The 24,682-nt window shown below is 50.2% G+C and carries 24 protein-coding genes; 10 read left to right on the top strand and 14 right to left on the bottom strand.

Going from position 1 to position 24,682, the window contains the following annotated elements; all coding sequences use genetic code 11:
- Positions 1–11: 11 nt before the first annotated feature.
- The 5 genes from AC6CHM_RS04745 (at position 12) to AC6CHM_RS04765 (ending at position 7,389) form a co-directional block, all read left to right on the top strand.
- Entirely contained in the window at positions 12–770 is a 759-nt protein-coding gene (locus AC6CHM_RS04745; protein WP_498172212.1) for a competence/damage-inducible protein A, read from the top strand.
- 70 nt (positions 771–840) lie between these two features.
- A complete protein-coding gene (locus AC6CHM_RS04750) occupies positions 841–1,683 on the top strand; it encodes a universal stress protein (protein ID WP_162802476.1) in 843 nt (280 codons plus the stop codon).
- Positions 1,684–1,823: 140 nt separating this feature from the next.
- Positions 1,824–2,321 (top strand): xanthine phosphoribosyltransferase, encoded by a 498-nt coding sequence (gene gpt / locus AC6CHM_RS04755; RefSeq protein WP_115052815.1) that lies wholly within the window; start codon positions 1,824–1,826, stop codon positions 2,319–2,321.
- Between the two features lie 255 nt (positions 2,322–2,576).
- Positions 2,577–3,008 (top strand): NUDIX hydrolase, encoded by a 432-nt coding sequence (locus tag AC6CHM_RS04760; RefSeq protein ID WP_498172654.1) that lies wholly within the window; start codon positions 2,577–2,579, stop codon positions 3,006–3,008.
- A 589-nt stretch (positions 3,009–3,597) separates the two neighbouring features.
- Positions 3,598–7,389, top strand: a complete 3,792-nt coding sequence (locus AC6CHM_RS04765) for a vitamin B12-dependent ribonucleotide reductase (RefSeq protein ID WP_498172213.1) — start codon at positions 3,598–3,600, stop codon at positions 7,387–7,389.
- Positions 7,390–7,473: 84 nt separating this feature from the next.
- On the opposite strand, the gene AC6CHM_RS04770 is transcribed toward AC6CHM_RS04765, so the two are convergent.
- Complete coding sequence (locus AC6CHM_RS04770) at positions 7,474–7,740, bottom strand: hypothetical protein (RefSeq protein ID WP_307285537.1); 267 nt, start codon at positions 7,738–7,740, stop codon at positions 7,474–7,476.
- A 665-nt stretch (positions 7,741–8,405) separates the two neighbouring features.
- Here AC6CHM_RS04770 and AC6CHM_RS04775 point away from each other — a divergent pair.
- Entirely contained in the window at positions 8,406–8,711 is a 306-nt protein-coding gene (locus tag AC6CHM_RS04775) for an SRPBCC domain-containing protein (RefSeq protein ID WP_498172214.1), read from the top strand.
- Between the two features lie 119 nt (positions 8,712–8,830).
- Here the strand turns inward: AC6CHM_RS04775 and AC6CHM_RS04780 are convergent, their stop codons facing one another.
- The 6 genes from AC6CHM_RS04780 to AC6CHM_RS04805 all read right to left on the bottom strand — a co-directional run bounded on the left by AC6CHM_RS04780 (position 8,831) and on the right by AC6CHM_RS04805 (position 15,807).
- Entirely contained in the window at positions 8,831–9,883 is a 1,053-nt protein-coding gene (locus AC6CHM_RS04780; RefSeq protein WP_498172216.1) for a stealth family protein, read from the bottom strand.
- Between the two features lie 196 nt (positions 9,884–10,079).
- Positions 10,080–11,192 (bottom strand): ABC transporter permease, encoded by a 1,113-nt coding sequence (locus AC6CHM_RS04785; RefSeq protein ID WP_498172217.1) that lies wholly within the window; start codon positions 11,190–11,192, stop codon positions 10,080–10,082.
- Between the two features lies 1 nt (position 11,193).
- Positions 11,194–12,354 carry an ABC transporter permease gene (locus tag AC6CHM_RS04790; RefSeq protein WP_336439933.1) on the bottom strand — a complete coding sequence of 387 codons (1,161 nt, stop codon included), beginning with the start codon at positions 12,352–12,354 and terminating at the stop codon, positions 11,194–11,196.
- Positions 12,351–14,111: an ATP-binding cassette domain-containing protein gene (locus AC6CHM_RS04795; RefSeq protein WP_498172219.1), complete on the bottom strand. Its 1,761-nt coding sequence runs from the start codon at positions 14,109–14,111 to the stop codon at positions 12,351–12,353. Before AC6CHM_RS04795 ends, AC6CHM_RS04790 begins: the two co-directional genes overlap by 4 nt.
- Positions 14,108–15,121 (bottom strand): secretion protein HlyD, encoded by a 1,014-nt coding sequence (gene hlyD / locus AC6CHM_RS04800; protein ID WP_498172221.1) that lies wholly within the window; start codon positions 15,119–15,121, stop codon positions 14,108–14,110. The genes AC6CHM_RS04795 and hlyD overlap by 4 nt, the downstream gene beginning before the upstream one ends.
- Positions 15,118–15,807 (bottom strand): CerR family C-terminal domain-containing protein, encoded by a 690-nt coding sequence (locus AC6CHM_RS04805; protein WP_498172656.1) that lies wholly within the window; start codon positions 15,805–15,807, stop codon positions 15,118–15,120. Before AC6CHM_RS04805 ends, hlyD begins: the two co-directional genes overlap by 4 nt.
- A 219-nt stretch (positions 15,808–16,026) precedes the next feature.
- On the opposite strand from AC6CHM_RS04805, the gene AC6CHM_RS04810 reads away from it, so the two are divergent.
- The 3 genes from AC6CHM_RS04810 to AC6CHM_RS04820 all read left to right on the top strand — a co-directional run bounded on the left by AC6CHM_RS04810 (position 16,027) and on the right by AC6CHM_RS04820 (position 18,341).
- Positions 16,027–16,356, top strand: coding sequence for a hypothetical protein (locus tag AC6CHM_RS04810; RefSeq protein WP_115053278.1), 330 nt, complete (start codon positions 16,027–16,029; stop codon positions 16,354–16,356).
- Positions 16,357–17,051: 695 nt separating this feature from the next.
- The gene (locus AC6CHM_RS04815; protein WP_498172222.1) at positions 17,052–17,435 is read left to right on the top strand and encodes a YciI family protein; all 384 of its coding nucleotides are present in this window, start codon (positions 17,052–17,054) and stop codon (positions 17,433–17,435) included.
- Positions 17,436–17,444: 9 nt separating this feature from the next.
- Positions 17,445–18,341 carry a dihydrodipicolinate synthase family protein gene (locus AC6CHM_RS04820; protein ID WP_498172223.1) on the top strand — a complete coding sequence of 299 codons (897 nt, stop codon included), beginning with the start codon at positions 17,445–17,447 and terminating at the stop codon, positions 18,339–18,341.
- A gap of 18 nt (positions 18,342–18,359) precedes the next feature.
- Here AC6CHM_RS04820 and modC read toward each other — a convergent pair whose 3' ends face one another.
- From modC to AC6CHM_RS04850, 6 genes are all read right to left on the bottom strand, one after another.
- The gene (modC, locus tag AC6CHM_RS04825) at positions 18,360–19,442 is read right to left on the bottom strand and encodes a molybdenum ABC transporter ATP-binding protein (RefSeq protein WP_498172224.1); all 1,083 of its coding nucleotides are present in this window, start codon (positions 19,440–19,442) and stop codon (positions 18,360–18,362) included.
- Complete coding sequence (gene modB, locus AC6CHM_RS04830) at positions 19,439–20,140, bottom strand: molybdate ABC transporter permease subunit (RefSeq protein WP_307285569.1); 702 nt, start codon at positions 20,138–20,140, stop codon at positions 19,439–19,441. Before modB ends, modC begins: the two co-directional genes overlap by 4 nt.
- A gap of 48 nt (positions 20,141–20,188) precedes the next feature.
- On the bottom strand, positions 20,189–20,983 hold the full coding sequence (gene modA / locus AC6CHM_RS04835) for a molybdate ABC transporter substrate-binding protein (protein WP_498172658.1): 795 nt from the start codon (positions 20,981–20,983) through the stop codon (positions 20,189–20,191).
- 143 nt (positions 20,984–21,126) lie between these two features.
- The gene (locus tag AC6CHM_RS04840; RefSeq protein ID WP_498172226.1) at positions 21,127–21,489 is read right to left on the bottom strand and encodes a DUF6481 family protein; all 363 of its coding nucleotides are present in this window, start codon (positions 21,487–21,489) and stop codon (positions 21,127–21,129) included.
- Between the two features lie 134 nt (positions 21,490–21,623).
- Positions 21,624–21,833 carry a cold-shock protein gene (locus AC6CHM_RS04845; protein WP_115052800.1) on the bottom strand — a complete coding sequence of 70 codons (210 nt, stop codon included), beginning with the start codon at positions 21,831–21,833 and terminating at the stop codon, positions 21,624–21,626.
- Between the two features lie 205 nt (positions 21,834–22,038).
- On the bottom strand, positions 22,039–22,353 hold the full coding sequence (locus tag AC6CHM_RS04850) for a hypothetical protein (RefSeq protein ID WP_498172227.1): 315 nt from the start codon (positions 22,351–22,353) through the stop codon (positions 22,039–22,041).
- A gap of 137 nt (positions 22,354–22,490) precedes the next feature.
- On the opposite strand from AC6CHM_RS04850, the gene AC6CHM_RS04855 reads away from it, so the two are divergent.
- Complete coding sequence (locus tag AC6CHM_RS04855; protein ID WP_498172229.1) at positions 22,491–23,822, top strand: PQQ-dependent sugar dehydrogenase; 1,332 nt, start codon at positions 22,491–22,493, stop codon at positions 23,820–23,822.
- Here the strand turns inward: AC6CHM_RS04855 and otsB are convergent.
- Positions 23,809–24,612 (bottom strand): trehalose-phosphatase, encoded by an 804-nt coding sequence (otsB, locus tag AC6CHM_RS04860; protein ID WP_336439924.1) that lies wholly within the window; start codon positions 24,610–24,612, stop codon positions 23,809–23,811. The two genes, AC6CHM_RS04855 and otsB, sit on opposite strands and share 14 nt — an antisense overlap.
- Positions 24,613–24,682 lie beyond the last annotated feature (70 nt).

Consider the following 24,682-nt stretch of genomic DNA (forward strand, 5'->3'; position numbering starts at 1 on the left):
GGAGTGTTTCAATGACTAATGACAATAACATCGTGACAGCAGCCATGCTCGCGATTGGTGATGAATTGCTCTCCGGGCGCACCAAAGACAAAAACATCGGCCATCTTGCCGATATTCTGACCGCCATTGGGATTGATCTCGAGGAAGTTCGCATAGTTCCGGACGAACAAGGCCGAATTGTTGAGGCATTGAACAGCCTGCGCCAGCGTTATGATTACGTCTTTACCTCTGGTGGCATCGGCCCGACGCATGACGACATCACTGCTGATGCTGTCTCCGTAGCATTTGGTGTGCCATGTGAACATGACGCCAAGGCGATGAAAATCATGGGGGACAATTACGCTTCAAGGGGCATCGAGTTTACAGAAAGTCGTCAGCGCATGGCGAGGATGCCAAGAGGTGCAATCCATATTGACAATCCGGTTTCAACCGCTCCCGGGTTCAACCTGGAAAATGTGTACGTTATGGCCGGCGTACCTTCCATATTTCAAGCTATGCTGGACAACGTTATTCCAACATTGAAAGTAGGCACGCAACTACTTTCGCAATCAGTGAATTGTCCATTTGGTGAGGGCTCCATCGCGGTTGCATTGGGCAACATACAAGCTGAAAACCCAGACACAATCATAGGGTCATACCCTAAATATGAGAACGGTCGTTTTTCCACGGAGCTTGTTGTCCGTGCCCGGGACGCGGCGAAGCTGGCCTCTGCTGTATCTGCCGTTAAAGCCATGATCGCAAATCTGGAGGCAACGCAACTTCCACGCTAACGCACGGCTCGTTCTGGCTGTATACTGTAGTCAGCCATGTTTCGATGGCACAAAGACAATGGAGGCCAAAATGGCATTTCGCACCATCATCGCTTTTATTCGCAGTGAACGGGAAGCAAAACGGGTTATCGGCGCTGCCAGATTGATCGCCTCGTCGAGCGAGCGGACCCATATTATTGGCCTTTATACAATCCCCTCACCCATCGTTTATGCTGATCCCACAGGCTTTGCTGACACGACATTGTTTGAGGCACATGAGCAGCGGCATAAAGAAAATGCAGCGGCAATAACCGCAGCGTTCAACGCAGAAATGGCGAAAACAACGATTTCGCATGAATTTCGTATCGTGCGCTCGGAGAGCAGCAGTCCATCAGCGGGCGTTACTCAAAGCGCCCTGCGCGCAGATATAATAATTGCGGGTCAGCCTGACCCTAGTGACCCTGATAGCGTCAATGACGTCACTGACCCCTTAGTCATGGAAAGCGGGCGTCCTGTGCTTTTCGTGCCGTACAAGACACAACTGCCCGAAAAGATTGACCGTGTGGTCGTTGCATTCAACGGCAAGCGCGAAGCTTCTCGCGCCGCATTTGATTCCCTGCCATTGCTGATCAAAGCGGAAAGCGTTGACATTCTTTGGGTTGATCCAAGAAAGTCTACCGACCCGAATGTAGATATACCCGGCACGCCACTTTCTGATGCGCTTCGTCGTCATGGTGTGAACGTAAATCCGTCAACCATTGATTCCAATGGCGAACCGACCGACAAGATCCTTAGGCGCAGAATTGCAGATAATGGGGCAAATCTATTTGTTATGGGCGCTTACAGCCAGTCGCGCCTGAAGGAATGGGTGTTTGGTGGGGTAACCACGTCGATGATGAATGATATGCCGTGCTTGACGCTGATGTCGCGCTAAACTGTCATAAGTGCCAGGTTAATTGCACTAAACGTGGGTAACCAATGCAAGCTGCTTGCCATGAGCCAGCATTTCCCGCTATTGCGAGTTGCATTCCTTGCGGTTTCCCGCTTCCTCGCTTGATCTATGGAGTGCATCCAATGTCCCTGCCCGACAAAGCCTTTCCGGTATCCTGGGATCAATTCCATCGCGATGCCCGTGCATTGGCATGGCGTGTTGCTGGTATGCAGCGTGAATGGCGAGCTATGGTCGCAATCACCAGAGGCGGCCTCGTTCCAGCTGCAATTATTTGCCGCGAACTCGGCATACGCATGATCGAGACTGTCTGCATTGCCTCCTATCATGATTACGATGAGCAAGGAGAACTCAAAGTTCTCAAAGATGTGGATGCTCGCCTTCTGGAAAATGGCGGTGAGGGAATCCTTGTGATCGACGACCTGACCGACACTGGGAAAACGGCCGCTATTGTTCGCGCCATGATGCCAAAGGCACATTTTGCTACTGTTTATGCAAAACCCAAAGGTCGACCACTCATTGATACCTTTGTGACCGAAGTCTCTCAGGATACATGGATTTATTTTCCTTGGGACATGGGCCTGACATATCAGGAACCTATAACCAAAGGCCATAAGGGGTGATGGATCGGTAGATCACCGATAATCCTACCGATAAAAATAAGCAAAACGAAGGAACAAGAGGCTCTGCTCATAGTTGTGATCTTTTTGCACTGCTGTTCAAAAAAATGTCACAAGTCGCGTTTAAGCAAAGAAGTGTAGCCGATGATCAGTTGCGATTTGCACGAATCGGTTCAATCTTGCTGATAACAAGAAAGAATGAGTGGAACCTTGAATATAGTCTACAAAGACGAATTGGTGACTGCGAAACGGACCGAGATGCCTGATGGCCGGGTTCGGCAGGTTGCTGCGCTTGTTTATAGATTAAAGAAAGACGTTCCCGAAGTTCTTCTGATCACCAGCCGTGGCACTGGCCGGTGGGTCTTGCCGAAAGGCTGGCCACAGGTCGGTAAAACTTTTGCATGCTCTGCAGAAGCGGAAGCATATGAAGAAGCAGGAGTCAGGGGCAGCATCAGCCCATTCTCAGTGGGCACATATCGTTACGAAAAGGACGATATGTGTGATGGTGAGATTGGTGATTTCATTGTGGATGTTTTTCCGCTGGAATTTATCCGCCAGGAAAAGAAATGGCCTGAACGTGGTGAACGACGGCTCGAATGGGTCAGCCTTGAAGAATCTGCGTCACGCGTTGAAGAGCCCGAACTTAAAGCTCTTCTGATGAGCTTCGATCCCTACCGGATTCCTCGCTGACAACAGACCGCCCACTCTAAACTCCACAGTTTTTGTCGACGTGGAGTTGTACCGTTTTATCAATGCGGCTAATCAGTTCTCCCCGTTATCCACATATGTGACACACAAGATGTTGCGGTCATAAATTTGTCAGAAACTATTTCTTGACGCAAACCATCGAGTCACTTTTTATAGGAGACCGTTGCGTTAGTAGCGTGACCGGAGTGTCGGTAACCGGTTTTTTTCCAGTTTGAGCAAAGTCTTAGACGCTGTTTTCTTACGAAAACACGTTCGGTGAATTTGTGCACTGCAGGCAAATGAGAGAGCATTCAAAATTTGAATTATTCTCTTGTTAATACTATATTTAGCGTTTGCAGGCAGAATTTTCACCAGATAGTGTGATGCGGAAATAAGGTAAGAATCGAACGACAGACGTTCAAGAGAACCATCCGGTTCGAAAATGTAGCGGTAGCGCACATTGAAGACGGATCGGGACGCAGAACTGGTTTCAAGCATTTGACCAGGGACAATGGGATTGCGCTCAGGGCAGGCTCAACGCTTCACATGGCGCCGGTTGAACACTATATATAGAGAGACAAGGACCAAACAGATGCGGATCGAACGGCGTTTTACAAAAGAGAACCAGTCTGCTTACGCGGATCTAGAGTTTCGCGTGGCGACAAGCGAAATCAAGAACCCGAACGGATCGGTTGTGTTCCGCCTCGAGAACATCGATGTTCCGGCCCAGTTCAGTCAAGTGGCAGCCGATATTCTGGCTCAAAAATATTTCCGCAAAGCCGGGGTGCCTGCCAAGCTCAAGAAAGTTGAAGAGAACTCTGTACCATCCTGGTTGTGGCGTTCTGTGGCTGATGAAGAGGCATTGGCCGCTCTGCCAGCCGATGAGCGCTATGGTTCTGAGATGGATGCGCGCCAGGTTTTCGATCGCCTGGCGGGTACTTGGACCTATTGGGGCTGGAAGGGTAAGTATTTCGATAGCGAAGCGGACGCCCTCGCCTTCCGCGATGAACTTGCCTATATGCTGGCAACACAACGCGTTGCGCCGAATTCGCCGCAATGGTTCAATACCGGCCTGCACTGGGCTTACGGTATTGATGGCCCGGGTCAGGGACATTATTACGTTGATCCCGAGACTGGCAAACTGACGAAATCAAAATCATCCTATGAACATCCGCAGCCTCACGCCTGCTTCATTCAGTCTGTTGCTGATGACCTTGTCAACGAAGGCGGCATCATGGATCTTTGGGTTCGTGAAGCCCGTCTCTTTAAATATGGTTCAGGCACAGGTTCAAACTTCTCTTACCTTCGCGGCGAAGGCGAGAAGCTTTCCGGTGGCGGTCGCTCCTCCGGCCTTATGTCGTTTCTGAAAATTGGCGACCGTGCTGCTGGTGCGATTAAATCAGGCGGCACAACGCGTCGCGCTGCCAAAATGGTCGTCGTAGACGTCGATCATCCCGATATTGAGGATTATATTGATTGGAAAGTGAAAGAAGAGCAAAAAGTTGCTGCTCTCGTCACAGGGTCCAAAATCGTCAAGCAGCATCTTACTGCAATCATGAAAGCTTGCGTCAACTGCGAAGCTGACAATGGGGATTGCTATGAGCCCTTGAAAAACCCCGCTTTAAAGCGTGAAATCAAGGCCGCGAAGAAGAACCAGGTTCCAGAAAATTACATTCAGCGCGTTATCCAGTTTGCCAAGCAGGGTTACACGGATATCGACTTCAAAACCTATGATACAGATTGGGATTCTGAAGCCTATCTGACTGTGGCTGGCCAGAACTCAAACAACTCCGTTTCTCTGAAGGACGAATTCCTGCGCGCCGTAGAAAATGATGGCGACTGGAATTTGACGGCCCGCAAGGATGGCAAGGTCATGAAGACCCTGAAGGCGCGTGACCTATGGGAAAAGATTGGCTACGCGGCTTGGGCCTCGGCTGATCCTGGTCTGCATTTCAACACAACAATGAACGACTGGCACACCTGCCCCGCCGCCGGTCCGATCCGTGCATCCAATCCATGCTCGGAATATATGTTCCTTGATGATACAGCGTGTAATCTCGCTTCAATCAATTTGCTGACATATCGCGGAAAAGATGGAAAGTTCGATATTACTGGCTACGAGCACACCGCGCGCCTCTGGACAATCGTACTAGAAATATCCGTCATGATGGCGCAGTTCCCTTCAAAGGAAATTGCTAAACTATCTTATGAATATCGCACGCTCGGTCTCGGCTATGCCAATATTGGCGGACTTCTAATGACCTCCGGCATTCCTTATGACAGCGACGAAGGCCGCGCCATTGGCGGCGCCCTCACCGCCATCATGACGGGTGTCTCTTATGCTACCTCCGCTGAAATGGCGAAAGAACTCGGCGCTTTTGCCGGTTATGCGCCGAATGCAGCGAACATGTTGCGTGTAATCCGCAATCACAGACGCGCAGCCCATGGTGAAAAGCAGCGTTATGAAGGCCTTGCTGTAAACCCTGTCGCATTGATCGCCGATCACTGCCCGGATCAAGACCTCATTACGCACGCAAAGTCAGCTTGGGATAAAGCACTCGAGCTCGGTGAGAAGCACGGTTTCCGTAATGCGCAAGCCACGGTCATCGCCCCAACTGGCACAATCGGCTTGGTCATGGATTGCGATACAACTGGTATTGAGCCAGATTTTGCACTCGTGAAGTTCAAGAAACTTGCTGGCGGCGGTTATTTCAAGATCATCAATCGCGCCGTTCCGGAAGCATTGCGCACTCTCGGTTATTCGGAGAGTCAGATTGCTGAGATCGAAGCATATGCTGTCGGGCACGGCAATCTCAATCAAGCTCCGGCGATCAATCCCGGCTCGCTGAAGGCCAAAGGCTTCACGGACGAGATCATCGCAACGCTCAATACCGCATTGAAATCTGCCTTTGATATCAAATTCGCAGTGAACAAATGGACCATTGGTGAAGATTTTGCCAAGAATGTTCTCGGCTTCACCGATGAGCAGCTCAACGACGTGTCCTTCGAGATTTTGCCAGCTCTTGGCTTCTCGAAGAAAGAAATTGAAGCCGCCAATGTGCACATTTGCGGTGCCATGACCTTGGAAGGCGCTCCATTCCTCAAGGAAGAGCATTATCCAGTATTTGATTGCGCCAACCCATGCGGCAAGATCGGCAAACGCTATCTCTCAGTAGATAGCCACATTCGCATGATGGCCGCCGCGCAGCCTTTTATTTCCGGTGCAATCTCCAAGACCATCAACATGGCCAATGAAGCCACTGTCGAGGATTGCAAATCCGCTTACATGCTTTCGTGGAAACTGGCTCTCAAGGCAAACGCGCTTTACCGCGATGGTTCCAAGCTTTCTCAGCCACTCAACGCCTCCCTTCTCGCCGATGAGGACGAAGATGCGGATGATGCGATCGAAGCCTATGTTGAAGCCCCGGCTGCCGCTCGCGCAGTACAGATCACTGAAAAGATCGTAGAGCGTATTGTCGAGAAATATGTTCATGATCGTGAGAAATTGCCGAACCGCCGCAAGGGATATACTCAAAAGGCAGTTGTTGGTGGCCATAAGGTCTATCTGCGCACCGGCGAATTCGATGATGGGCGCTTGGGCGAAATCTTCATCGACATGCACAAGGAAGGCGCTGCCTTCCGGGCAATGATGAACAATTTTGCCATCGCGATCTCGCTTGGCCTGCAGTATGGCGTGCCGCTTGAAGAATATGTTGAGGCATTTACCTTCACGAAGTTTGAACCGGCTGGCATGGTTCAGGGCAATGATGCAATCAAAAATGCAACATCGATCCTTGATTATCTCTTCCGTGAATTGGCTGTCTCCTATCTTGATCGCCATGACCTTGCGCATGTTGATCAGTCTGACTTTTCAAACACTTCGCTTGGACGCGGCATTTCCGAAGGTAAAGCCGAACCAGTCTCCAAAGGCTTGACACGCGGCGCGTCCCTTACAGTTGTTTCGCCCGGCAAGGCTGATCCAAAGGGTTTTAGCAACGCAGGAGGGACAGGCGTGGTTAGCGCGCCAAAGGCAGCTGCGTCATCAAATGTCATGACCCTTGCCAGCCGCTCCGCAACGGCGCTTGCAACAAAACCTGTCATTGCTGCCACAACGCAGGAATCCACTGGCTTCAAACGGGATTACGAAGAGCAGTCTAAACCGGAGCAAAGCCCGTCAACTGCATTGTTTGAGGACACCGATGCGGAAGCAGCGGCCGAAGAAGCTAAGGCAGCAGCGAAGAAAGTTATTTCCGATCGCCGCATCAAATCGATGATGCAAGGTTATACCGGTGATAGCTGCTCCGAATGCTCCAATTTTACGATGGTGCGCAACGGAACATGCCTCAAGTGTGACACGTGCGGAAGCACAAGCGGCTGCAGCTAACTGTCGAAATATTTCCGAAGAAAATGGGTTTCCCAACTTGGGGAACCCAAAAATAGCGTTCTATAGCGGGAAGTTTCGGCGTCGTTACTCAACGGGAACTTTCTTTACAATGAAGTTTGCCCAGACCGTTCTCGATATTTCTTCTTTATCGGGGTTCTCAGTTTCGTAGTCATATTCTTCGAGAACAGTGAGAAAACCATTTAAGGGCCACAAGAGATCGTCTGGAGTGATGAAGCCCGTTTCGCACTCTTCGCAGTGCGCATAAATGTCACCGCTACTGAGATTACGCTGTAATATCAGCCAGCCTTGGCGGCAACCCGGACATTGCCCAACATGAAACAGTTCACCCATTGCACTTCTGTGCCATAAACCTTCATCTGCCTCAAGTTACTGCTTCGGGCTGGGTTCGACCCGCAACTCCTTGTTGGAATGGCACCAATGTGCAGCTCTGGCGTTGCTCCACTCCGACAACTGAAAGAATCTGTGACCGCTATTGGGCGGCATTCGATGTTAACGTCGATGTACGCGGAGCTTTAATTGATGTCCCATCACTCTCAAGATTTCCCCATAAGAACGTGGCTTGCGGTCAGCGCATTGCTGTTTATCTCTACACCATCAATTGCTTGGTCATTGCCAATATTCAGGTGGGATTCAAATGATAAGGGTTTTTGGATTGTCGCAACCAATCCAGAGAACCGATCATACAACTGTTCCACGACATATAAACTTTCATACAGTGGCCAGGAAAATACCCATACAACGAGTTTTTTTGTTTCGCCGAAATTCAGTGGGGTTTCGTTTGTGCAAACAGTAAATTTACCTCCAAATATCCCGTGGACCGTCGTTCAAATAGGTCAGCCTGATTGCTATTGAACTTTTCACCGGCATTAAACTCTTACTCCTGAGCATCGGTTTTTTGGTCACGATAGACAGAGGCTTTACCAGACAGTGCGCTTTCGCGCTTGAACAGCCGAGGGTGCTCGAGAAAGAACCGGCTTGTTTTAGAAGGTGATCTCATGAACCCGATACCAACCGGCCACGTCAGTGGCGATAATTTGATCCTCGTGCGCAGGTTTCTCGCTGATGTAACTGACGTTTGGTCGAGCTTAACCAAGCCCGAACAAACTGCTCTCTGGTTCGGTCGCTGGGAAGACAATGCGACGCCAGGGAAGATCATTCGCGTGCAAATGGCCCACGAGAAAGGTCAGCCATGGGCCAACATGATGATCGAAGAATGCAGTGCGCCGAACCGTCTGGTAGTCACAGGGAATTGCAAGGGCCCGCCTTCGATGAGAGCGGGAAATCCAGCCCAACTTCGATGATCGCTATGTCGTGGGCGATCGAGACAACTGCGACGGTGAAAGATTCCGCTGCCGGTGTAGGCTAAACGCAAGATTGGGCCGTCTCCATCTGGAATATGAGGGCTATAAGTGACGCGTTCTCAATCGTTAAATGTAATTGTTTCGGGCAGGAATTGACCGAGTTTTTGTCTCATTACTTTTCGAATGAGACGTACTGCAGGCCCGGAAAAACCATCAAGACTTTGAATACAGCCAAATACTCTGTGATGACTGCGGACTTGCTGGGCAAAGCGGTAAATAAAAAGAAGAGCGTGTGGTGTCACGTAGGCGATATCAACGGGCTTGTGAATATAGGCGTTGCGAGCGGCGATTTCCAAATGGTTGATGAGCGCGACCGGAGAATATTGCTCTATATTCCGCGTACGAAACTTGATTTGTTTGTAAAGTATCTCTGGTTGGCTTTGATAATACGCTTGCTGGGTTGATTTGCGCATGGGATGCGGAAGGTGATCGACCAGCAAAAACTTTTTCGTGAAACCGGCAATGCGAGCGCCGAGTTCATGAGCGAGCCTGTATGTTGGCCGCTTATTCGGTTGAACAGCCTTCTGAACTCTCAAGGCATTGCGGAAAAAGGTTTTGAGACGCCAGCGCTGTGGTGGAGCCCACTTTCCAAAAATCACAGGCATCCCATTCCGAAAGAAAAAATCCGGCGTCAGACTTCTGTTCATGAAGAAATCGTCATTCAGATAGATGTAGTGCTCACTGAGTTCGGGGATGCGCCAAAACATTGCTTCTATCGTTCTGGCGTTGAACGTTGGCAACACTTCTTCAAAGCCTGCAAACAGTACCGTGTGATCAATAATCTGGATAAAGTCCTGTTCGCACAGGCCAGCCTTCGCAAATTCATCGATAAATTGTGGTTTCTGATTATCCGAGACTATCCAAATCCGCCGGATAAAGGGGGCAAATTTGAGAATTGACGCGATGCAATAATAGATTTCGCCATTGTTGGCATATCGCGTCGCCTTTCCGAGCATACGGCCGTCCAGATGTTCTTGCATCTTGGCGAAATGCTTTGTGTCAGATCCATCGACCCAAGCTATCACAGCATCGATTTGTGGATTAATTACAGAGTCCAATCGCTCAAAACTCTCCCCCATGAACTTAACTGGATAACGATTATTTAATCTCATACAATAATAATCAAGCGCAAGGATTAGCGTTCCAATGATTGATAATTATGTTTGGGATATCTACCTCGAGACGCTTCGTCAGAACTTCTTTTCCCCTTGGAATTCTCAACGAAACGGAAAACAAGCTGATCGTCTGCTATTGTGAGGCTGTGATGTGCTAAAAGTCTTCAAAGAGTTCAGCACATCATCCTCTTAACTACTCCAGGCGGCGCCTGAATAGCCACGCCGCCGCTGACAAAGTCACGCCAGCTATCAATGCGAGTGGGATTGTCTGGTGCAGTACTTCCAGAGACCCGATATCCTTCAGAAAAAGCCCTTTGATTATCACCAGAAAATATCGAAGTGGATTTATGATGGTAATCGGCTGCAGCCACTGGGGCATATTTTCGATCGGCGTTGCAAAGCCTGAAAGAAGAATAGCCGGGACGATAAAAAGGAATGCTCCGAGAATAGCTTGTTGCTGTGTTTTCGACAAAGCTGAGATGAACAATCCGATCCCGACGATCGCTGCAAGATAAATAATGCCACTGCCGTAGAGATAAATCAGCGATCCCCGAAACGGAATCTGGAACAAAAATATCGCGGCCAGCAAATAGACTGTCATGTGAAAAACGCCGATTAACATTGGAGGTATCAACTTGCCGATGACAATCTCATGCGTCCGCAATGGGGAAACAATCAGTTGATCGAATGTGCCGAGCTCCCGTTCTCTGGCTATTGATAGGGCAGTAACAATTAGACCAATCAGCATTGCAATACTTGCAATCAAGTTTGGCACCATGAACCATTGGAAATCCAAATTGGGATTAAACCAATTGCGCGGCATTACGTTTATCATCGCGCTCTGCGTTTTCATCCCCGATGGGGTTTCCAGGGAAAGTCTTCCGGCAATCTGGCTTAGATAGCCCGCTACTATCTGTGAAGCGTTGGACTTACGCCCGTCTAAAATGATCTGAACTATTGCCGGCAAACCCGCTTCAATGTCGCGGGAGAAGCTTGGACCGATCTCCAATGCAGCTATAACTGTCTGATTGCTGATTGCATCGTGAATACGCGATTGATCCTGCGTATGCGATACAGTGCGGAAGGTTGGCGAGCCTTCAATCCGCGTTATCAGCTCTTCGCTCCAATAACCACTGTCGCGGTTTAGAATCAGGACGTCTACATTCCGGACTTCAAGGGTAGCCGCATAAGAGAACACCAAGAGCTGGACGATAGGCGGCACAATCAAGATCATCCGACTCTTTGGATCGCGGAGCACCGCGAGAAGTTCCTTGATGATCAATGCTTTCAGCCGCGTCCACCACATATTAATCGATCCGTTTTCGTGTACTACGGGCGGCCAGAACAAAGAAGACGCTGCCGATAAACAGCATGATAGCCATTGCCTTCAAAAACATCGGCCATATGTCCCCGGCCAGAAAAAGTGTCTGCAAGCTTGGTATCAAATAACGGGCGGGTACGACGAAAGTGATCCATTGTATGACCACCGGCATAGAATTAATTTCAAACAGGAAACCCGAAAGGAGAAATGCCGGAAGAAAGGCCGAGATCAAAGCAAGCTGCGATGCCAGGAATTGGTTTTTTGTTGCAGCTGATATAAGCAATCCCTGACCAAGAGCTGGCACAAGAAATGCCGCTGAGAGCAGATACAATGCAAAGATTGATCCTCGGAAGGGCACGCCGAACAGGAATACCGCGATTATAACGCAAAGGGTCATCGACAATATTCCAAGCACGAAATAGGGCAGGATTTTTCCCATCAGCAGTTCCGCAGATGTCACCGGCGTTGCCATAATTGCTTCCATGGTTCCGCGTTCCCATTCCCGGGCGATGACCAATGACGTCAGCAGGGTTCCGACGAGCGTCATGACGATGGCGATTGATCCTGGAACAAGGAAAAAGCGGCTCGTCAGTTCCGGATTAAACCAGAAGCGCTGCTCTACGCTGATCGCTGAGGCGCTGCCATCTTTTTGAACTCCCATATCTGCCGACCGGATAGCCACCCACCCTGCAATGACGCCTTGCGCATAATTCTGAACGAAACCGGCGGTATTGGTATCAGATCCATCAACAATCACTTGAATCTGCGGGTTCATTCCTGCCGCGAAGTCGGAGGTAAAGCCGGCAGGAATAATGACGATTCCTCGAATTTCGCCGCTTATCAGTTTTGCATCAAACTCCCTTCGATCCCGACCTGTTTCAACATCGAAATAGCGCGATCCCCGGAAGCTGGCAGCAAGATCGCCTGCCAGTGGTGTCTGCTCTTCAATAACAAGGCCAATGCGGGTTTGGCCCGTGTCGAGCGAAACGCCATATCCAAACAGAAACAATAGAACGACGGGTAAAACAAAGGCGATGAGAATACTACTTGGATCCCTCAAAAGCTGGAAGGTCTCTTTGCGGACAAGCGCAAAGAATCGCCGGACGCGCGCTGGTTCCGTCGTTTTACTTAGCGATACGGAGGTCATGCCGCTGCCTCCCGCTCGGAGGCCTCCACCAAGGCGATAAACGCATCCTCCATGGTGGGATCCGGCTGCGTCTTAGTCGCGACCCCTGCCTTGAGTTCATCGGGCGAACCCAGAGCAATCGAACGACCACGATAGATAAGAGAAATACGATCACAATACTCGGCTTCATCCATGAAATGTGTGGTGACAAGCACCGTCACGCCTTTCTCGACAAGGCCGTTAATGTGTGTCCAAAACTCACGTCGTGTTATGGGGTCTACGCCGGATGTCGGCTCATCTAGAAAAAGCGCTTCTGGTTCGTGCATAACGGCACAGGCGAGTGCAAGGCGTTGTTTTAGGCCAAGAGGCAAATCCTTTGCCGGCAGGTTATCGCGAGCGGCAAATGAAAATATCTCATTCATCAAGCTTATGCGCTCGCGTTTACGTGACCCGCTCAAACCATAGACGCCGGCGAAGAAATCCAGATTCTGTCCGACGCTCAAATCACCATAAAGCGAAAATTTCTGCGCCATATACCCTAGACGATTGCGCGCCTCGGCACCATCCCGCCGCAAATCAAACCCGGCTACCCTGCCCTCACCCTGCGTAGGTTTTAGAAGCCCGCACAGCATCTTGAACGTGGTGGATTTTCCCGCACCATTTGGCCCAAGAAGCCCAAAAATCTGACCTCGTGGAATGTCAAATGTAATGTCCTTCGCTGCGGTGAAATCACCAAAATTCTTCGTCAATCCATGGGCCTCTATGACGGGCTTTCCATTCTGATCATCGAGCCGTGTGGCCGCTTCAGCAAGCTTGGAACGCCCCCCGGGGCCACCTCCAAGCATATCAACAAAAGCGTCTTCGAAACGTGGCTCTGTGGCACGTATCTTGGCTGTGTTTCCCGCGATTTTCGTCAACTCACTTCGTTTCGCTTCCGCGCTGGTAACAATGCGCACTGCGTAGCCTTGAATGACACCATCAACCACGCCTTGCTGTTCCAGGATTTTCGAGAGTGCCTGACGGCGACTGCCGGATATGCCAGTGAACTTGAAAACCCGATCTTTAACCCGATTTGTCAAATCCGCGGGCGGTCCGGAAAATAGCAGTTCGCCCTTATTGAGAAGCAACACCTTATCGCAGGCTTCAGCCTCATCAAGATAAGCAGTTGACCAGAGGACCCCTATGCCGTCCTTGGTCAGGTCCTTTACCATCTTCCACAGGTCGCGGCGGGAAATCGGATCGACGCCAACACCTGGTTCATCCAAGAGCAAGAGTCTGGGTTTTTTCAAGAGAGCGCAGGCAAGCCCAAGCTTCTGTTTCATTCCGCCCGAAAGCTGACCAGCGAGCCGCCCGGTAAATCGCTTTAGATCAGTGAACGTCAAAAGCTCATCAAATGCTGCCGGACGCTCGCCCAGCGGGAGACTACGCAAATCAGCATAGAGATTGAGATTTTCCTGAACCGTGAGGTCTTCATAAAGTCCGAAACGTTGAGGCATATAACCGATTAGAGCCTGAATGCTTGGTGCATGCAGTTTGGTGTCGAATCCCAGAACATTGATCGAGCCTCCGTCCGGCTGCATAAGTCCGGTAATCAGACGTATCAGCGTAGTTTTACCAGCACCGTCTGGACCAACCAGTCCTGTAATCCTGCCTCCGCTTATGATGCCGGACACATCTTTCAACGCTCGCGCAGCTTGACCAAAGCTCTTGCTGACATCTGCGAGACGAACAAATTCGGATCGGGCATCATCATCGGTGGATGGAATCCCGTCGGTCATAGCTCACGGCCTGGTTCCATTGGCACTCGAAGGGTGACAGGCATTCCCTGTCGCAAATCTTGGGTTGCCTCATCAACAATGATGCGTAACCGATAAACGAGATCTGTGCGTAGGTCCGGCGTCTCCACTGATTTGGGCGTGAACTCAGCCACTGGCGATATAAAGCCGATCTTCCCTTTAGCGGGTTTGCCGGGTTTCGTATCCGTGTACACATCGACGACCATGCCAGGATGTATGCGGCCTAGATCAACCTCAGAAATATAACTGCGAACCCAGACGGGTTTCAGCAGCGACAATACGACCACAGGATCACCTGGCGCGACGATGGAACCTGCCTCACGAACGCGGGAAAGAATTATCCCATCATTAGGCGCATGCATTTGAGCATCATCCAGCGAAGTCACGGCGCTGGAAAGTTTCGCTTCTGCAGCTGCAAGATTGGCTTTCGCTGCTTCAATGTCCTCTTTACGTGTTCCTTCTTTAAGAAGCGCCAAAGCTGCCCGCGCCGAAGCAGTCCGTGCATTCGCTATCGATTTTGCTGCAATTGCCTCATCCAAACCGGACTGGGAAATGGTTCCATTCGGGCGGAGGCGGAGGGCACGCTCATAGGAGAGAGTTACATTTTCAAGATCGGCAAGCCGCTCATTCAGCGCGGCTTCTGCTTGCACTATCTCAGTTTGGCGTGGCCCTGCTATTGCCTTTTCAAGTGTCGCACGCAGCGCAGACACTTCTGCCTTTGCGGCATCAACAGACTGTTGATAGGGCGCTGTATCCAGGCTCGCGATAACTGCGCCAGCTGCAACGGTATCACCCTCGTCAAACATCAGTCTTTCCATGCGGCCATTGACCCTGAAACCAAGTGGCACCTGACGGATATCTACATTGCCGTAAAGCGTGAGTTGCGTCGCTTCCGATTCAACCCAGCCCATTTTGCGTGGAAGCTCAAACCACCACGCCAAGCCTGCGGCAACCACAACAACAAAGATCAATATAATGATCAGCCGCTTCATGATCGCACCTTGACGGGCTGTATGGCAGCAACAAGTTCCTCCGCTAAATTCTGTATAGTTTTAACTTCGCTTGCACCAATACTGCTCCACTCGAGCTGCAGCATCGCAGAGGCGTGGGCTGTGCGGTACACAAGAACACTGCCGAAAAGAGAAATCATTCGTAAGCGGACATGTTCGGATAAAGGATCTTCGTCAAGCAAGACGCTAATGAGTTGGATGCCTGCCTCAAGCATAGGCTTCATGACTGCGGTATATACTCTGTTGAATGCCTCTGTCGGCTCCATCTGTTCTCGTATCAAAAACCGTGCCCACGGCTCGGATTCCTTGCTTACAAACAGAGTTGCCATCTTTTGGAGTATCTCTGTCAGGAAAGCTTTTGCTTCTTCGCGTGACAGACTTTGCCCGGCTGCCGCCAATTCTTGCAGTCGTCCTCTCACCTTGGTTCGCAAGCCTGAAACGTGGGAATTGATCTCTCCGCCAAGATATTCCGCCGTGGCTATATAGAGCCCTTCTTTGCTCCCGAAATAATAAAGGATGGCCTGTAGATTCACACCTGCTGCATCACGCAACATCCGCGTACTCGTGCCCTCGAAGCCATATCGGCCAAACAGGTCGAGCGCGACGACGATGAGCTTTTCGCGGGCAATTTCTCCGCGAGCGGACTGACGTTTCCTCTGCTTGGTTATATTTTCCATATCTGTAATTTACATCGTAGCAAATAATAAGTCAAACGAATGAATTTTTATGGTGCATTATAATTGCGATAACTGACTAGGTTAAGCCGGAACTTTCACGATGGCGGCGATCTATCGCGCGGATGGTGCGGCCAAAAACTACAAATGCTATTGTTGAACCCGATCAAGCGGTGTTATTTCGAGCGCCCGCTCTTCTTCAATGGAGATGTTATGACAATCTCAGGCATGCTGCAGCTTGCGGCGTCGACACTGGTTTTTCTACTTGCGGCTGTCGGAGCCAAACACTGGGCAATATCGCCCACATTCCCGAAGCTGGCTATAACGCTGATTTTATATACTATCGGCAATCTGATTATGCTTCGGCTGGTGCGTGAGTTTGGAATGGCCTCGGCCTTCACCCTTTCGGCATTGCTGCAACTGGTGGCCATCAACGCAATTGCAATAGTTTATTTCGGCGAGAAACTGCCAACAACTCAACTTGCCGGAATAATGCTGGCAATCATTGCCGTGGGACTAATTACGTTCGCCCCGTCGGAATAGCCAATCAAGAACTGCCTCTGGGCGTCACCACAATTGCGAATGCATAGGCATGGCATCTGGAACAATGGGCGGGTTAACGGGTTTTTCGTCTTGGAAGGGAGACCATGGCCTAGCGTCCGAGGCGCGAAGACAATGGCTACACCACGCAGGTTTCAAATCGTGGGCATCAAACGAATGGACGTCAGAGTGGCGGTGCAAAGGAGCAGAAGGGAAAACATTCTGCCGGTGCAATTTCAGACGACGCAATGCCACACCTTCTATTGTATCAGTCGGAAGCAATGCATGGCGAAAAAGCCTGGCGCGGCGTGTGTCGATGCTGGTCGATACTTTACACCCAAACAATCAATGCCCAGATTAAGTAAAGGGATGAATCCTATTCCGGACCACGGTGAAAATTCGTACAAAGGCTCGGGAAAATTGACCGGAAAGCGATCCGCTGTCGAGTTATGTTTCTGGAGCAACGATTGCCGTCACTGGCGGTAAGCCCATAATTTGATGGTGGCAGCTCATGACCAAGCACTGGCACGGGGAAGCCATTCTATTGCCATTATGCAGTTTTCCCGACCGGGATAACTGTCATGGAGAACATTTTCTTCTTTTGCTCAAGGAAAATTGAGCTTTTGCTCTGAACTCAGTTGCAGAGCCAACTGACTTGAATAGAATCCCCGGCTATGAGTTAAAGAGGATCATCATCCATGTTTTATGCAATTCTGGCCTATCACGAAGAGGAAGTCGTCTCTTCCTGGACCAAAGAGGAAGACACGGCCCTTATGACCGAGCTCTTGGAGATTAATGAACGTCTCGTTCGTGAAAAAACTCTCGGGCCAGCCGCACGTCTTGGTCCCACAGGCCGTGCAGTAACGCTGCGCGGTAAGGACGCCGAAATAGTAATCGATGGTCCTTTTGCCGAAACCAAAGAGCAATTGCTTGGTCTATATATTGTTGATTGCCCGTCACTTACTGCTGCCGTAGAAACCGCACGCGAGTTGCGCCGCGCCAATCCGACAGCCGTTTACGAAATCCGGGAGATATTGCTTTATCTTCCCGGAGCACCGTTAAGCGCCAGCGCGGAAAGCTAGGATAGCAGCATGAACTCTTCGATCTTCCATGGATTATCGGCCTTTCCCATTACTCCTTGTGATCCGTACGGCCGCGTAGATGAGGGGGATCTTTCAAAGATCATCAGCAACCTTGCAGATGCCCGCGTGGATTCTATCGGCCTTCTGGGAAGCACTGGCACATATATGTATCTTGACCCGGCGGAACGGCAACGTGCAGTCGAGATCGCTGTGAAAGCTGGCAACTCGACTGTGCCAATTGTCGTCGGAGTTGGTGCCATGCGTACCGACGAAGCAGAGCAATTTGCAAAGCATGCCGAGCAGACCGGCGCTTCAGGACTGCTTCTTGCACCAGTTTCATATACGCCGCTGAACGATGAAGAAGTCTTCCAGCATTATACTGCAGTGGCTGGTGCTACCCGCCTTCCCCTTTGCATTTACAACAATCCGACCACAACACATTTTACGTTTGGCGTTCCACTCATTGAGCGGCTGTCAAAAATTGACAACATAGTTGCGCTTAAAAATCCGGCAGCACCAGCTTCTGAAATGCCTTCCATAATCCAGCCGCTCAGCAAGGCACTTCCCTCGGGGTTTGCCATTGGGTTTAGTGGCGATTGGAATGCGGCGAATGCCTTGATGGCTGGCGGACATGCTTGGTACAGTGTGGCTGGAGGTCTGTTGCCTATTCCATGTCTTGCACTAACACGTGCCGCTCAGGCCGGAAAAGATGGCGAAGTTCAACGGTTAGACCAACTTTTGCAACCATTGTGGGATTTATTTAAAGAGCTTTCCAGCATTCGCGTCATGTATGCTATCGCCAACATAATGGGACTAACACATTCCAATCCGCCACGCCCCATATTGCCGATCGAAAAGTCTGAGTACAACCGCATCGCGCAAGCTCTGGAAGGACTATCCTTTTAGGCACAGACCCTGAATCTCTTATGGTCCTCGTGATTCCAAGGCGACCGTTTTAATAATGGCATAAACCGTCATTCCATCTGTGAGCTTTAGCCGGTCGCTCGAAAGCGAGGTAATTCGCGAAACCAGAGCCGTTCCCTCGCATTCAATATGCACATCCACTGTGCCATCTGAATTGGAAAGGATTATCGCAACCTCTCCTCGCAGGATGTTAAGAGCGCTCACGCCTTCCGGATAAACGGTGGAAAGCATGACATCCTTTGCAAGAATATACATGCGGACGGTCTTGCCGATCGAAATCTCAGGCCCGGGAACAAAGAAATGATTGGAATTGAACTCGATTGTCATCAGTCTGTGCTTTATATCGTACTGGATGACTTTCCCTTCGATCAGCGTTCCTCTGTCTTTCCGGTTTTGTATCAAGGAAACGGACGGTTGATTTAGCACATCAGCAACCGGCCCAGCCATCGCAACGCTGCCATTGTCCAGTACGACAACTTTATCGGCCAATCGCGCTACCTCCGTCACTGAATGGCTAACGTAGATGATCGGAATGTTCATCTGATCACGCAGCGCTTCGAGATATGGCAATATTTCCAATTTCCGCGTCTCGTCCAATGCAGCAAGCGGCTCATCCATCAAGAGCAGACGAGGCGAAGAAAGTAACGCACGGCCAATTGCCACCCGCTGTTTTTCGCCGCCTGAAAGATTTATCGGCCGCCGGTCGAGCAAGAAATTTAGTCCCAGCAAATCAACGATGGAGGCGAAACTATCATCGTTCTTAGGCTTTGAAACGAACCATCGACCGTAGTTAAGATTTTGACGAACCGACAAATGGGGGAACAACCGGTTGTCTTGGAAAACAACACCAAAACGGCGTTTGTGCTTCGGAATAGATATGCCTCGGGTGGTATCGACAATAACATCGCCATCAAAAATCACACGCCCCTCATCAGGGTGAGCCAGCCCGGTTAACATGCGAATGATGGAGGTTTTACCCGATCCTGAAGGACCAAACAGCGCAGTTACGCCGCCTTCGGACGTAAATGCCGCATCCAACTGAAATGCACCGAGCTTCCATCGCGCCTCGAAAACCAACTTCATGGTGATGTGACTTTGCGAGCGAAGAGATAGGTCATGAATTCTGAAGCCATTAAAGCGGCCATAGAAATGATCACGGAGATAATAGTCAGTTTGAATGCGCCAGCATCTCCGCCCGGCACCTGCGTGAAGGTATAGATCGCCGCTGACAAAGTTTGCGTTTCACCTGGAATATTGGAAACAAAGGTGATCGTTGCTCCAAACTCTCCCATTGCTTTTGCAAATGAAAGTATCATGCCAGCAATAATGCCCGGCAAGATCAGAGGCAAAGTCACGGTCATAAAAACCCAGCCCGGGCTAGCGCCCAATGTTGAGGCAGCATCCTCCAATCCCCTGTCTACTGCTTCAACCGAAAGGCGGATGCTACGAACCAATAAGGGAAAACCCATCACAGCGCAGGCCAAGGCGGCACCAGTCCATCGAAATGACAGAACAATCCCGAGATTCTCGGCAAGAAATGCCCCGATTGGTCCGCGCCTCCCAAAGAGGATCAGTAGGAGAAAGCCGGTGACAACAGGTGGTAAAATCAATGGCAGATGTACCAAGCCATTCAAAAGTGACTTTCCCCAAAAACGCCCTCTGGCCAACAACACGCCGACCGCTATGCCAAAAGGTAGACTGGCAATCGTAGCAACAGATGCAATACGCACACTGAGATGAACAGCCGTCCATTCTTCTGCGCTTAACGAGAACCAATTCAAATCGAAAGCTCGCTGTGTTTGTGGCGGTCCCTTGCCGGAAGTACGCGCCTATTTGAGTGTGGTAAAACCATGTTTTTCGAACAGCGGCACAGCTTTATCTGATTTTATATAGTCAAGCAGTGACACAGCATCAGTATTCTTACTGTCAGCCAGCATCGCAATCGGGTAGACGATTGGCCTATGGCTATCGTCCGGAAAGGTACCGGCAATCGCCACTTCTTTGTCAGTTACAGCATCAGTTTTGTAGACGATCCCGTATGGTGCTTCGCCACGAGAAACGAGAAGCAACGCAGCACGAACATTCTCTGCACCAGCGATCTTACTTTCCACTGACGACCATATGCCTAACGTTTCCAAGGCAGCCTTGCCATATTTGCCTGCCGGTACCGAATCAATCGCGCCCATCGCCAAACGGCCATCACCGAGAAGCCCTGCCAGATCCAAACCCTTTTTGATGTCTACCCGCTCAACATTGTCTTTTGATGTTACGAGAACGATACTATTGCCAAGAAGGTTCTTGTGTGTGGCTTCATTAATAAGCTTCTTTGCCGTAAGATAATCCATCCAATCCAAATCTGCTGAGATGAAAATATCTGCCGGAGCACCGGATTCGATTTGTTTGGCCAATGCTGAACTCGCAGCATAAGAAGTTGTCACTTCCTTGCCAGTTTCAGCCTTCCATGCTGACGTGACCTCATCAAGTGCATTCTTAAGACTTGCGGCTGCAAAAATCGTAACCTTCTCAACCGCTTGGGCTTGTTTGATCTGAAAAGATATTGCCAATGAAATAGCTGCCAATATGGCTGTAAAATATTTCAACCAGTCACGCCATTGAACACTCATCAAACTCTCTGCTCCACCGTAATATTCTTATGAATATATCGGTGGTCAACAGATAGCCAGCGTTATGTTCGAAGAAACATAACCAAAAGTACCCCACGGTTTAAAGCTGTGGGGCACAATAAACGGGACAGAAAGGCTGACAGTTAGCGCTGTTTGGCTTTGCGAGCGGCATAACGGCGGTCACGTTCCGCCTTACGTTCGGCTTCATCCAGAACAACTCTGGCGATGCGATTCTTTGCTTCGGCAGCAAGTGCTTCGGCTTCCGCCGCTGCAGCATCCGCAAGAGCTTGAGTCTCCGCGAGCTTGCGCTCTTCTTCAAGCTTGGCCAAACGATCACGATCAGCTTTTCTTGCTTCACGGGCGGCAACGATAGCTTCACGTTCAGCCCGCTTGGCAACCACCTGAGGGTCATCGGCCTTTGGTGCTGACTCAAATTTCTTCAGCAGAAGCTTTTTTGCTTCTATCGCCGCGGCGCGGCGTTCGTTCAATTCTTTAAGATTTTTCAATAGAAAGTAGTCCTGTCGTTGCAAGCAATCGGCTTTTCAATTGCCAGTAGATGGAAAAAGGCCGGACACATGCCCAGCCTTTCCTTTAATCCTACCACGGAAGTCGCTGGCAGCGAACACCGTGGCCATTATTATTATACAGCTGCGAGCTGATCAGCTGACATCTTGCCAGACTTCTTGTCGCGAACTAGCTCGTAGCTGATCTTTTGACCTTCAACGATATTACGCATGCCGGCGCGTTCAACTGCAGAGATGTGAACAAAAGCGTCGGTGCCGCCGTCATCCGGCTGAATGAAACCAAAACCTTTTGTTGAATCGAACCATTTAACTGTGCCTGTGGCCATGATGGACCTCCGTCTAGCAACAACAACTGGCACCCAACTAAAGGTGCCTCCTAATAATCGAGTTTTGAAGAAGGAGCTTGTCGAAGCGCTAGAAAGCGTAAAACAAAGTCAGACGATCCAAAATCCAATGCTTCTATTTACAGGCCCAACCCGCAGGGATCAACCCACGGCAGGATTTGTTTTTACGTGTAAAATTCTGACCGGCTTATTTGCGAACAAACTCATGAAATTCGTCCGGTTGCCCTTCAATCTCTGTCGATACCACAAGGGCTAATTGGTTTTTGTCAAACAGATCAAACCATTCATCCCATTCCACAAGGCGGGGGCGTCCCAATTCGTCCGGACGGTCGGCGCCGCTATCGTCATTGTCCACGTACGCCTCTTGTCCGAATTTTATCATCAAAACCGGTTCGGTAATGCCGATAAGGGCAGCTGGGTCACGTATGGCAGGTACTCCTGAACGGGTACCGGCCCAATCGCGAATGGCTTGGTGGTCTGTAAGCAATGTGGTTTCAGTCATTTGTTTTCTCCTGTCCGAAACTTAACGTCGACATAACAATGAGGTTCCGTAGCTGATGCTGTTTCAGCTGGACGGAGTTATTGGAACACTCACCCTTTACAGGCATTATGATTTAACGCCTATGAGAGGATAAATTGATGAAAACCCTTGCTAAAATCGTGTTGGTCTTCGTTGTGCTTGCCGGACTTGGCGCTGCAGCCGTCTATGTCTATTCACAAGAATCAGCAACCATCGCGATTGAACAAGGCTATGGTCCCATCCCCACACTTCCTGCACCCAATCCCAAGCCCATACCAACTGTAAACGTTGCGAAAGCCAGCAAATGGCCGGAAGGCGTCACGCCAAAAGCCGCGCCAGGTTTGAAAGTCAATGCTTTTGCCAAAGACCTTGATCATCCACGCATGATTCATGTTCTACCTAATGGCGATGTTCTCGTTGCCGAAAGCAATGCGCCCACGAAGGAAAATCAAGGTTTCAATATTCGAAACTGGCTGGAAGGCATGGTGATGGGTCAAGCTGGTGCAATGGTTAAAAGCGCAGACAGGATCACGCTGTTACGCGACGCCGACAATGACGGTGTTGCGGAGATACGCAAGACATTTCTGCAAGGTCTGCGTTCTCCCTTCGGTATGACACTTGCAGATGGGAAACTCTATATTGCGAACACCGACAGTATCGTCGCAGTGCCCTATCTGGATGGCGATACCGAATCTACAGCCCCACCGGAACAGATTGTTGATTTGCCCGCGGGCCCAATCAATCGCCATTGGACTAAAGATCTGATTGCGAGTGTCGATGGCAAGAAACTGTATGTAACAGTCGGATCCAACAGCAATATTGGTGAAAACGGCATGGATGCAGAGAAGAACCGGGCGGGCGTTCTCGAAATTGATCTAGCAACCGGCCAACAGCGTGTCTTTGCATCTGGACTGCGCAATCCCAACGGCATTTCCTGGAATCCTGACAGCGGCGAGCTTTGGGTCGCAGTCAATGAACGTGACGAAATCGGTAGCGATCTTGTCCCGGACTACATGACATCTGTCAAAGACGGTGGATTTTATGGCTGGCCCTACAGCTATTACGGTCAAAATGTTGACGTGAGAGTAAAGCTGCAAAACCCGGAATTGGTCGCGAAGGCTATCAAACCGGATTATGCGCTCGGCCCGCATACTGCTTCGCTCGGATTGACGTTCAATACGGGATCGCTCCTAGGGGCGGAATATCAAAATGGTGCATTTATCGGCCAACATGGATCGTGGAACCGCAAACCCAGAAGCGGCTACAAAGTGATTTATGTGCCGTTTGCCAATGGCAAACCCAATGGCCCGCCAAAGGATATTCTTACGGGATTCATAAGCGGCAACGACGAAGCATTGGGTCGACCAGTTGGCGTAGCGATAGCCAGGAACGGTGCGCTCCTTGTCGCTGATGATGTGGGAAATACGATCTGGCGCGTCAGTCCTGAGTAGAAAGTGGAAACAACTCAGGCGATTTTTCCGTTTGTTTTGGGGCTCCCGTCAGAGCTGCAATCCATCCCCTCACCTCGTTGGGGGAGTTGACCTTATATTGCGCATCACTTTGAAAAAGTGGCTGACCAACTCTGACGGAAAGACCGTTTGATCCGTTAACAAAACGGAACATGGCCTCATCCGTAAGATCATCACCAATAGCCAGCGGCTTTCTACCCTTAAAGGGAGCCATTGTCATAAAATCTGCTACTGCAGATCCTTTATCAGTACCCGACGGCAGCAGTTCCACAACCATTTTCCCGTTCTGGAGTTTCCATCCCTCGCCAAGTCTGGAATGAACCGTGGACATCGTGGCCTGCACCGCCCTTTCAGCCTCGGGAACCAAACGATAGTGCATGGCGATAGCCAAGCCCTTGTCTTCAATAATGGTTTGCGGCCAACGCGCCGTCAGCTTTTCCAGCTCCTGGCGTGCTTGATCAAGCGCCAAGCGATTAATCAGCTTTCTACCGAGATTTCCTGACCCATCCCGAACTTCCGAGCCGTGCATCCCTGCAACAGGAAATTGAAAAGGGGCAAACATGGCGTCGACAGATTCAATCGAGCGCCCGGTTACCAGAGCCATGGCTCCATCCAGCTGCGTGAAAAGCGATAATAATTGTCCCGGCAATTCTTGCGGTATCTTTACGCCCGTGGGCGTGGAGGCAAGATCGATCAGTGTTCCGTCAACATCCAGAAACAAGGCCCAGTTATGGAGATCTTTTGGAAGTACTCCCGTTGAATCAGATTTCATCTATAAATTTCGCCGTGTTGGTGGAGCTAGGGTGGTGCTGTTTAAACTCCACGCGACACAAATGGTTCAT

The sequence above is a fragment of the Phyllobacterium sp. GQ127 genome (assembly GCF_059758635.1).